This is a genomic window from Actinomyces sp. S6-Spd3 (genome assembly GCF_000758755.1).
Classification (GTDB): domain Bacteria; phylum Actinomycetota; class Actinomycetes; order Actinomycetales; family Actinomycetaceae; genus Pauljensenia.
In genome coordinates, this window is record NZ_JRMV01000188.1 from 1 (window position 1) to 626 (window position 626).

The window sequence follows — 626 nt, forward strand, 5'->3', positions numbered from 1 at the left end:
CCGGCGCCCTCACAATGTCAGATATGCGCGGATTCGTGAAACGTATTGTGCGCATGGCCCTCATCGTGCAGGTAGTTCTTGCGATCCCGCTGGTAATCGACTTCTATTCGCGTTCCAAATCGCTAGGTGAAGCCCTGCAGTGGGGCACTTTCTTCTCCATTTCCGCGTTCAATAATGCCGGCTTCTCTTTGGAAACCGACAGTTTGATCCCGTTTGCTACAGACCCGTTCATAATCTTGCCAATCTCAATTCTGATTGTGATTGGAGGCCTCGGATTCCCGGTTCTGGCTGAAATTGTGCACGCATTCAAAACGAGGAAGAAGAGGCGGTGGGCCTGGTCGCTCAACGCGCGCCTAGTGGTGCACGGAACCATTGGCCTCATTCTTACCGGTTGGCTACTCATCACGCTGCTTGAGTGGAGCAGCCTTTCGCAAACGGGCCAGTACAGCGCTGCAGATAAGCTCCTCATCACCCTGTTCACGGCAATCTCGCCGCGCACAGCAGGCTTCAACTCGATGGATATAGCGACGCAAAGTGACATCACCTGGCTGGTCACCGACATTCTCATGTTTATTGGGGCAGGCCCGGCTGGAACCGCAGGTGGCGTGAAGATTACGACCATGCTG

The 626-nt window shown here is 54.5% G+C and carries 1 protein-coding gene; it reads left to right on the forward strand.

Annotated features, from left to right (window positions below):
* Nucleotides 1-23 precede the first annotated feature (23 nt).
* The coding region (locus tag HMPREF1627_RS01105) for a potassium transporter TrkG (RefSeq protein ID WP_324606566.1) at nucleotides 24-626 on the forward strand (603 nt) is incomplete at its 3' end.